Genomic DNA, 8,501 nt, shown 5'->3' on the forward strand with positions numbered 1-8,501 from the left:
CTGGCGCGCCCTGCGGCACTTCACCACCAGCCCACGCAAGATCGGCCACATCGTCAAAGCCGCACTCGTACTCACCCATTTCGAGTACGGACGGCTCACCTGAAACTCGTTGAGATCACGTCAATGTGGTGTGTTTGCCACATTTCATGTGTCCGAGGCCGGAGTTGGCCACTGCACCCACCTGCTCTACCAGCGCCTTTTGCTGAAGCTCGGCGAATGACAGTGCGCGGCTCGATGGCCTGTGCGTGTCAGGCTGGTCGTGGCCGGTGTGCCAGCGCTGGCGGTTGAAGGGGACTTGAACCCCGCAGGTGGCAAGCTGGCGCAGTTTGTGTGTTCATGCGCTATCGGACAGCTTGAATCTACTGTGGAGGGCCATTCGGCGCGATTCAATCGCTCGCCGCCAAGCTTTGTTGCGGTTTCCCGGTCTCCAGATCGCCCGGGTGAGCGCCCTGGAGGCAGGAGAGTCCTGCCACAGCGGGGTGCTGGATCAGCCGTCCTCAATGGGGACGTGAAAGCACTACGGCCACCGGCTGACACAATGGACGGATGGCTCTGGGTTACCTCCTCGCTGTGCTGGCGACCCTGGCGTCAGGCAGTGGTTCGGTCCTGGAGTCTGTGGGTGTCCGGCGTGCGGGCGCGTACGGCGGAAGGTCTCTCGATCTCATCGCTCTGCGGCGTCAGTGGCTGTACTTCCTCGGTCTCGGTGTGAACCTGCTGGGATTCGCCTGCGCCTCTGCGGCATTGCATCGGCTGCCGTTGTTCCTCGTCCAGTCGATGCTCGCGTTCAGCGTCGGTGTGACCGCCATGATCAGCGCCTTGATGGGCTTCCGCCTGCGTGCACCGGGATGGGGCGCGCTGGTTGTCGGCGCGACCGGTCTGGTTCTGCTGGGCGTGTCCGCAGAGCCGAGCCCTGCACAGGCCCTGCCATCGCAATGGCGGTGGATCCTGGTGGCCACAGCGATTCCGGTGGCGGCGATCGCCCTCTACGCCCGACGCCACAACCGCGTCTGGGCGACGGTGGCATTGGCATTCGGCTCCGGTGTCGCGTACAGCGTCGTCGGCATCTCGGCACGCACACTCCATCTCCCGGACGCCGCGTGGCAGCTCGTCCTGGAACCGGCGGCCTGGTCGATCGTCCTCCATGGATGCACCGCGGCGGTGCTGTTCGCGATGGCGTTGCAGAAGGGCGGCCCGACCGGGGTGAGCGCGATCATGTTCACGACCAACACGGCGCTTTCGTCGTTCGTCGGATTGGTCTATCTCGGCGATCACGTGCGCGACGGTTACGTGACCGCCGCGGTCGCCGGGTTCGTCCTGGCGATCGCCGGAGCGATCGCCGTCGCCCACTATTCGGCGAACACTCGGCAGAAAGAGCTCACGGCGGCGCCGGCAGGTATGCGGGCGTGAGGCGTCGGCGTCCTTGCATCGGCCGCTACGGCCGTTCTTCCGCTGAGACCAGGATTTCGCCTCGGTGACTTCGTCCTTCGTGGCGCGCCACGCATTGAGTGCGTGCAAAGCGGCCTGACTGCGCAGCTGGAGCCAGCCGGTGATCGGTTGAACTGCCGCGTGTCGGGGGAGCAAGGTCCAGGCCTCGAGCACGCGCAGCGTCGCGGATGATTTGACCGACCACACGACCGCGATCTCCGACCGCGTGGGCGGACTCTTCCTTCTGCTCTACGCACAACGGCCTGCGCGGATCACGGAGCTGACCACCAAACGCGTGATCGTCACCGACGACGGTGTGGAACTTCTCCTCGCCGGCACCCCGATCGACTTGCCTCCGGTGCCCGGAAACCTTGAATCCGCGCTGCTGAGCACGAGCTCAACCGGACGGCGTGACCGAGGACCACACACCGAACCACTGCTCGGCGCCGTACGCTTCGAACCTCTCCACCTCAGTGAACCCCAGCTTCGCCGCAAGGCGCATCGCGCGGTCGTTGGCAGTCTGGGTGCAGAGCGCCACTGGCGCGCCGGGAAGCGCGTCGACAATCCAGCCAAGCGCTGCTACGCACGCCTCGGCGGCGTACCCGCGTCCCCACGCCTCCGGCAAAAGCAGATAACCGAGCCATGCCTCCCCGGCATCAGGAGAAGCGGGTCCCGGACGTTCCGCGTCGCGCCGATCGAACGTGATTATGCCAATCACCGTTCCTTCGAGATCGATCACGAAGAAGCCAGGGCGTCGCCCAGGCACCTCAGGCACCGTGCGTTCGAGCTCATCGCGCGGTCGAGGACCACCGATGTAGGTGCCAACCTCCGGCGAGGAGAACAGGTCGATGAGCGCCGTGCGATCCCCGGCCTCGGACTCGCGGAGCACGAGCCGCTCGGTCCTGATCGGGGCCGGTGGCCAGGCGACGGGCCCGAGCTCAGTCATGACGGGCAAGCTATCGCACGCCCACTGGTCAGAAGCCTCAGCCACCCACAGCGGCAGCTTCACACCCTGACGACCAGATCTGGATGTCAGTGCCCGTACACCGCTCGAAACCGTGATCAACGACCATCTGGGACAGCTCCGCAAGTCCCAACTCCCGTGTCTACCAGCAGGACGTGTCCGAGGGCCAGCCAGGAAGCACGATTCGCTGTGGCGACTGGAGTTTCCCCTGGGCCGTCTCGAGCGCGATTTCAGCTGTCGGGCGCCAGTCGTCCCAGTGTTCGCGCAGTCGAAGAAACTGACGAGGCAGCTATCCAGCCATTGCAGTGCATCCTGCAAGGAGGCGAACTCGTTCGAGTCGGATCATCGGTCCTGGGCAGGAGTTGGTCGCCCGGTACTTCTTCCTCGATCTCGGCTCGCACCAGTTCGCCGACGACTGGAGGTCCACACCGGTGGCGGTGCGGCCGAAACGGGTGTCCAGGCCGAGTGCGCCGAGGTCGTTCTGGGGAGCGCAACGACAACTGGTCGGGTGTCCAGGCGCCGGAGAGGATCTTCTTCGACAGCGGTGGCCGGTCGTAAGGAGCGGTGGGTTCGTCGCCGATGAGCGTGATCGTGCGGAAGCAGCCCTGTCCGACCTGCAGCACGCCGGTCGCGCCGCGAGAAGCACCTGGATCCGGCGGTCGGTCACGGTGTCGATCGCCTTGGCCGCGCAGAATCACCTGCCCGAGTCAAGTTGGATCCTCGGCGTGCTCGCGAGTGCCTCGATCAACGTCGCTACCAACTCGACCAGGCCCGGCCACCATGAATCACAGAGGAGTGGAAGGTGGGCCGTCCTCCCGAACGGCCCACCGCCCTGTCAGTCCGTCAGCCTCGTCATGGTCCACAATGCGGTTCCCGCCCGGCAGACCCGCAGTCCGACAGCCTCCGCTTGGCCGCCGTCGTTGTCCAGGCAGAGACCCGTCGACTTGTTCATGATGTACTTGTTCGTCGTCGACGACGTCGTCCAGTCGCTGGCACTGACCGAGCAGGACGCGAGGAACACCGACGGCGCACCGGGCGGCCAGGCACAGCCCGGTCCTCTTGTGCCTGAACTTTCCAAGAGCGTAGTTGTCCCACTGCTGGTAGGTGTTCCTGTCTTGACAGGCATGGGTGTACACGCTGCCTTCGAGGTTGGCGTCCAGGCAGCGTTGGACACCCGCCGCGAACCTGATCCAGTACAGCGACTCGGCCTGCGGCGCCGCAGTGGCGACTGCCGGCGCTGCGGTGAACACCAGTGCCACTGCCGTGACGGATCCTGCGAGCCGGAGCAGGATTCCCCTGAATGTCATGATGATTCCCCTCGTGGTTTGGTGTTCGGCCGGCCATCAGGTCAGGCCTGGCCCGCCGCGCGTCATACGGTCCGGGTACAGCGCGGCGTTGCTCACCCACCCGCGAACTACCCGAATGGAGCAACAACGTCACCGCCGATCGCGCATCAGCTCCAGCCGCGAGTCCAGGTAGTCCTCCTGTCCCCAGGTGGACTTCTTCGTGGGATTGGTCGAACCTCGTCCCCACTGCGTGATCCTGCCGTTCTCCTCGCCGGCGAAGTCCCAGTCCAGGAAGTTCGTGGAGCGGGTGATCGGTGAGGAGGTGAGCTTCGTGGTGCCGCGGTACACGTTGAACCCGGTCGAGGCCGGCTCGGTCCCGAACATCCGCCACGAGACCAGGTTGCCTGACCCTGAACGCACGCTGACCAGACCGCGGTCGAGATCCTCCAACTGCTTGCCCTCGACCGGCGGAGCGCTGCCGGTCTCGAGGTCGAGGTAGTCGATGTTCGCCAGGCCCGCCGCGGTGGCTGGGTCCAGCCGGATCGTGTTCGTACCCGCGTGCACCGGTACGGCGAACGTCTTCGTGGCCCACGCGGTCCAGGCGCCGGTCGGGTCGAACGCGGTGTTCGCGTGGGCGAGCGCTCCGTTGACGAGCACGTCGGCAGGTCGGTTGCCGGTTGCGCCGTTGGCGTACCGGATGGCGATGGTCGCCGTGCCGGCCGCGGATGCGGTCACGGTGAACTGCGTCGCCGCGTCGATTGTGTTGTCACCGTTGCAGAACCCGTTGCCGGAGTAGCCGGTGTGGTTGGACTCGATCGAGCCGGTGCAGGTGGCCGGCGCGGCTTCCGCTTCGTACCGGGTCGCCGCAGCCGAAGCCGCCAAGACGACGAGACCGTTGCCGGCCAAGGTCAAGGCGACGACGCCTGCGGCGAGTGGTGTGGCGCGCCGTCGATGCATGAGCATGGTTGACCTCCGTCAGGTGAGTCGAACGCTCAGGTCAGCGCAGATGGGCGGTGAGCGGAGCCCGGCTGAAGGTGGAAGGGCGGCAACGTCGCGGGTGGCGCGACGTCCGCTGGCGGAACGGCGCCCCCGCGCGGCGAATCCCCGTACGCGGTCATTCGATCTCCTTTGATCGAGTGAATCAGGGTTCGTGCTGAGTGTGAGGCTGTGAACGTACACAGACTCGGTGGCGATCCATTTGCTTGGATGGAACCGCAGATAGGAGATCCTTGCAATGGGGTTCTGCCGATTTTCTGTGAACGTGCACAGTCGCGTCGAAATTCGACTGCGCATTCGACCTCCAACTCATCGAGATCGACGGTGACGGGTCCTCAGAGCACGTCGACGACGGCCGTGACCTTGCCCAGCGCCGTCGTCCCGCCGACGACCACCTCGCCCGGCCTGTCAGTCGCTCCATCCGGAAGTGCCTGCCAGCGAACGGGAACCGTGCTGATGCGGTTGTTCGCGGTGGTCAGCACGCGCACCGCGGAGGGGAGCGCCGGTGCCCTGCCCACGCGGGTGGTGACGTGGACTGTGTCTTCGAGGACGTGCCTGGCCCGGCTCGCGTTGAACACGTTGATCGACGCGTGCGGCTCCCAGGTGTCGGGCATCCCGGGTACGGCACGGAACATCGACTGCCAGCCCGCCGGTTCCCAGACCAGCACGCCGGTGCCCTGGTTGCCGACCACGTCGTTGGCTGCCTGGAAGATCCGCTGGATCGCGTCCGCCTGGCCCTGGACGGTGCGGGGGAACGGTGAGTTCGGCATCGGCGAGCCGTTGCCACCAGATGCCGGGTAGGAGGTCTCGGCGATCTCGATCTCGTAGCCGGGGTACGTCGTCGCCATCGTGTGCAGGTTGACTTCCAGAGCCTCGGGCGTACCGTGCCACTCCGGGTAGTAGGAGATCGCGAGCACGTCGGGGTTCTGGCCCTTGGCTTTCACCCTGGTGAGGAACTGGTGCCAGAATTCCATGGTCTTGGCGAGCCGCCCGGTGCCGACGATCACGTGGATCTCGACCTTGGTCTTCGGTGACGTGTCGCGGACGGCTTTGATCCCGGCCGTGGCGAGCGTGGTGAACCGGTCCCAGGCCTCGTTGTAGAGCCGCTGCTCTTCCGGGTCGGTCGACTGCCAGTAGCGCCACAGCAGGCCGCCGCCGGGCTTCGACTGGTAGACGTCGGCCTGGTCGACGAAGTAGGGCGGGGCGGTCGTGCCGATGAGGGCCGCCTCGCTGCCGTACATGAAGCCGTTGATGATCTCGTTCCCGACGGCGACCTTGTCGGGCTTGGTGCCCTGCCGGATCAGCCGGCCGAGGTAGTCGCGGGTGTAGCTGTAAACCGCCTTGGTCAGATCGCCGAACTCCAACTGGGCCCAGGCGCGTGGTTTCGGTTGCTTGGACGGGTCAGCCCAGGAGTCCGCGTAGTGGAAGTCGATGCCGAGGCCCATGTTCCGCTCCTTGACCCACCGTGCGGACTGGAGCGAGCGTTCCGGCCCCTGGCGGGGGATCGCCGCCGGCTGGCCGGTGCTCTCGTTCCTCGGCTCGTTGAAGATCCGCAGCCGGGAGTACTCCATGCCGCGGTCCTTGGCAACGTCGAGCAGGTGCGGCCCGGCGCCCTTGTCGGCGGACTGCGGGTTGACCCAGTACTGCCGGTTCTGGTGATCGTCCATCCAGGACATGTCAGCGCCGAGGACGAGGTCGTCACGCAGGTAGTTGAAGACCTGGAGCTCACTCACGCCGATCCTGGGGTGGCCCGACGTGCCGATGATCGAGAGCCGGACGTACCGCGTTCCCGGCCTGGTGAAGAGATGCGCCGTGCCCCGTTCGGCGGCGCGGTTGCGGGACTTGTCGGCGATCTCGTTCCACCGCCGGCCGTCGGCCGAGACCTGGATGGTGTACCGGTACGCCACCCCGCGGTCGGCGAAGAGCACCTTGACCTTCCGCAGGTTGTCGTAGGCTCCGCCGAGGTCGACGGTCAACTGCTGGCGGGCGCTGGGACCGTCCGCGTACCAGGAGGTGGCCGGGTTGCCGTCGATGGCCGATCGGGCGGTGGCCGAGCCGCTGCTCGCCGTGGCGGTAGCCCAGAACTTGGCCGCGATGTTGCTCTCGATCGGCTTGATGTCGGCGGTGCCGTAGATCGCGTGCGCCTGAGGGGGAGCTGTCAGCACCCCGGCCGCCACCGTCGCGAAGGCTGTGAGTGCCGCTGTGACTCTGGACCGGAACCGAGCGATCACGTCTCTCTCCCGACATGTGTGTCGCCGGTGGCCTCGTTGATCCAGTCCTCGGTGTTGACGAGAACCAGAGTTCTCATCACCGGTTTCCTTCGAACGGAAGGGGCACGAGACCGGCCGACGTTGGACATCGGGTAGTCACGATGAACCGTTTCAATCTCCGGCGCAAGAGTTGAACCTGGTGCGACAAAGGCAGGTAAGCGTTTTCCCAACGGTCCAGCGGCTCGGTGGAGCGTCGTGGACACAGGTAGTCTTGAAACGATTCAAGCAGCTCGCTGGGCATGGCCCGGAGATCGAGCCCCGTGGAGAAGTCCTATTGGGATGATCAGTCCACCGCCGCGCGAAGCTCGGTCGCAGGCGATTTCGCGCCAGTCGAATCGACGTGATGTTCGACAGACTCAACGTCGAAGATGGTGAACCAGCGCTGTAGGTGCCGAGAGCACGTCCGTGCGGTTCAGCTCGCATCGGCGGGTTGTCGGCCACCATCCGGCGTGATCGCGGCCGTGCTGGCCCATCCAGGGAGAAAACCGTCCTCCTCACAAGAGCGGCATCCGATGCCACGATCCGAGGACGTGACCGCATTTGTCGAGGAGCACGAATTGTCCGACTCTCCAAACATCGCCGTTGTGCGCCGTCTGTACGACTCCGAGGGCGACCCGGCGGTCGCCGCGCAGATCATGATTCTGGTCCTCGAACGCGACTACGACTCGATCAACATGGGGCACATCGCGACCAAGGCGGGACTGGCGCGCAACACCCTCTACAACCACGCCAACGACAAACGCACGCTGGTCCCGCAGCTGGCCCGGCGGGCGAGCCTGCCGCTGACCGAGGACGTGGCCGTGATCGCCGCGCGGTCCGCCTGGTCTGCCGCCGACAGATGCGGGAGATCATCGAGGTGATCCTGTCCACGTCCACGAACCACGCGATGCGGTTGATGTTCCTCGCCAACGCCACTCCGCTGATGGCCGATCTCCCGGACCGGCCGCACAATCCGTTCACCGCACTCGTCGCCGAGGCGGAGAACGTGGTTCGAGACGGCTTCACCAACGGCGAGTTCTGCGGATTGGATGATGTCCAGCTGACCGTGGAACTGCTTTCCGGCGCAATGCGCGCCGGGGTGGAGCGCATCAGCCGGGATCCTGACGCACTGTCTCAACTGTCCGAAGCGCAGGAGATCGTCCTCGCAGCGATCACCCGCGACAAAGGCTGACCACTCTGGCACAGGTTTCACGCATAGAAATGAGTCCGCTTAGGACAATGATTCGACAGGGCTAAGTGATCAGTTCAGAATGAGTTTCCGCAGGCAGATGATCGAGCAGGCGAGACTGAGGATGGCCTGGTGGACGTCGGCTCGACGTTCGGTGCGGACGCGGAGTCGCCGGAAGCCTTTGAGCCAGGCGAAGGTGCGTTCGACCGGCCAGCGGACTGTGCCCAGGCCGGAGCCGTGGTCGGCGCCGCGGCGGGCGATGACGGGTGTGATGCCGCGGGCTCGGACCATGCGGCGGTACTTGTCGTGGTCGTAGCCGCGGTCGGCGTAGATGCGGCGTGGCCGGCGGCGTGGTTTGCCGACCACGCCCCGGATCGGTGGGACGGCGTCGA

General features: G+C 65.7%; 8 protein-coding genes. 3 read left to right on the plus strand and 5 right to left on the minus strand.

Annotated features, from left to right (window positions below; all coding sequences use genetic code 11):
• Positions 1–705 precede the first annotated feature (705 nt).
• A complete protein-coding gene (locus ABFX45_RS45415) occupies positions 706–1,407 on the plus strand; it encodes a hypothetical protein (protein ID WP_346137299.1) in 702 nt (233 codons plus the stop codon).
• Positions 1,408–1,822: 415 nt separating this feature from the next.
• On the opposite strand, the gene ABFX45_RS45420 is transcribed toward ABFX45_RS45415, so the two are convergent.
• From ABFX45_RS45420 to ABFX45_RS45435, 4 genes are all read right to left on the minus strand, one after another.
• Positions 1,823–2,371, minus strand: coding sequence for a GNAT family N-acetyltransferase (locus ABFX45_RS45420; RefSeq protein WP_346137300.1), 549 nt, complete (start codon positions 2,369–2,371; stop codon positions 1,823–1,825).
• Positions 2,372–3,224: 853 nt separating this feature from the next.
• Positions 3,225–3,410, minus strand: coding sequence for a hypothetical protein (locus ABFX45_RS45425; RefSeq protein ID WP_346137301.1), 186 nt, complete (start codon positions 3,408–3,410; stop codon positions 3,225–3,227).
• 415 nt (positions 3,411–3,825) lie between these two features.
• Positions 3,826–4,638 carry a rhamnogalacturonan endolyase family protein gene (locus ABFX45_RS45430; RefSeq protein ID WP_346137302.1) on the minus strand — a complete coding sequence of 271 codons (813 nt, stop codon included), beginning with the start codon at positions 4,636–4,638 and terminating at the stop codon, positions 3,826–3,828.
• 368 nt (positions 4,639–5,006) lie between these two features.
• Complete coding sequence (locus tag ABFX45_RS45435; protein ID WP_346137303.1) at positions 5,007–6,902, minus strand: glycosyl hydrolase 53 family protein; 1,896 nt, start codon at positions 6,900–6,902, stop codon at positions 5,007–5,009.
• A 596-nt stretch (positions 6,903–7,498) separates the two neighbouring features.
• Here ABFX45_RS45435 and ABFX45_RS45440 point away from each other — a divergent pair.
• Both ABFX45_RS45440 and ABFX45_RS45445 read left to right on the plus strand, forming a co-directional pair.
• Positions 7,499–7,801, plus strand: a complete 303-nt coding sequence (locus ABFX45_RS45440) for a TetR family transcriptional regulator (RefSeq protein ID WP_170155142.1) — start codon at positions 7,499–7,501, stop codon at positions 7,799–7,801.
• A gap of 26 nt (positions 7,802–7,827) precedes the next feature.
• The gene (locus ABFX45_RS45445) at positions 7,828–8,112 is read left to right on the plus strand and encodes a hypothetical protein (protein ID WP_346137304.1); all 285 of its coding nucleotides are present in this window, start codon (positions 7,828–7,830) and stop codon (positions 8,110–8,112) included.
• Between the two features lie 69 nt (positions 8,113–8,181).
• Here the strand turns inward: ABFX45_RS45445 and ABFX45_RS45450 are convergent.
• The coding region (locus tag ABFX45_RS45450) for a transposase (RefSeq protein WP_346137305.1) at positions 8,182–8,501 on the minus strand (320 nt) is incomplete at its 5' end.

It is taken from the genome of Lentzea roselyniae, from assembly GCF_039537795.1.
Taxonomy (GTDB): Bacteria; Actinomycetota; Actinomycetes; order Mycobacteriales; family Pseudonocardiaceae; genus Lentzea; species Lentzea atacamensis.

Excerpts from the sequence above, each read along its gene's own strand:
- ABFX45_RS45420 (WP_346137300.1), bottom strand. The coding sequence starts at position 2,371 with ATGACTGAGCTCGGGCCCGTCGCCTGGCCACCGGCCCCGATCAGGACC.
- ABFX45_RS45430 (WP_346137302.1), bottom strand. The coding sequence starts at position 4,638 with ATGCTCATGCATCGACGGCGCGCCACACCACTCGCCGCAGGCGTCGTC.
- ABFX45_RS45445 (WP_346137304.1), top strand. The coding sequence starts at position 7,828 with ATGCGGTTGATGTTCCTCGCCAACGCCACTCCGCTGATGGCCGATCTC.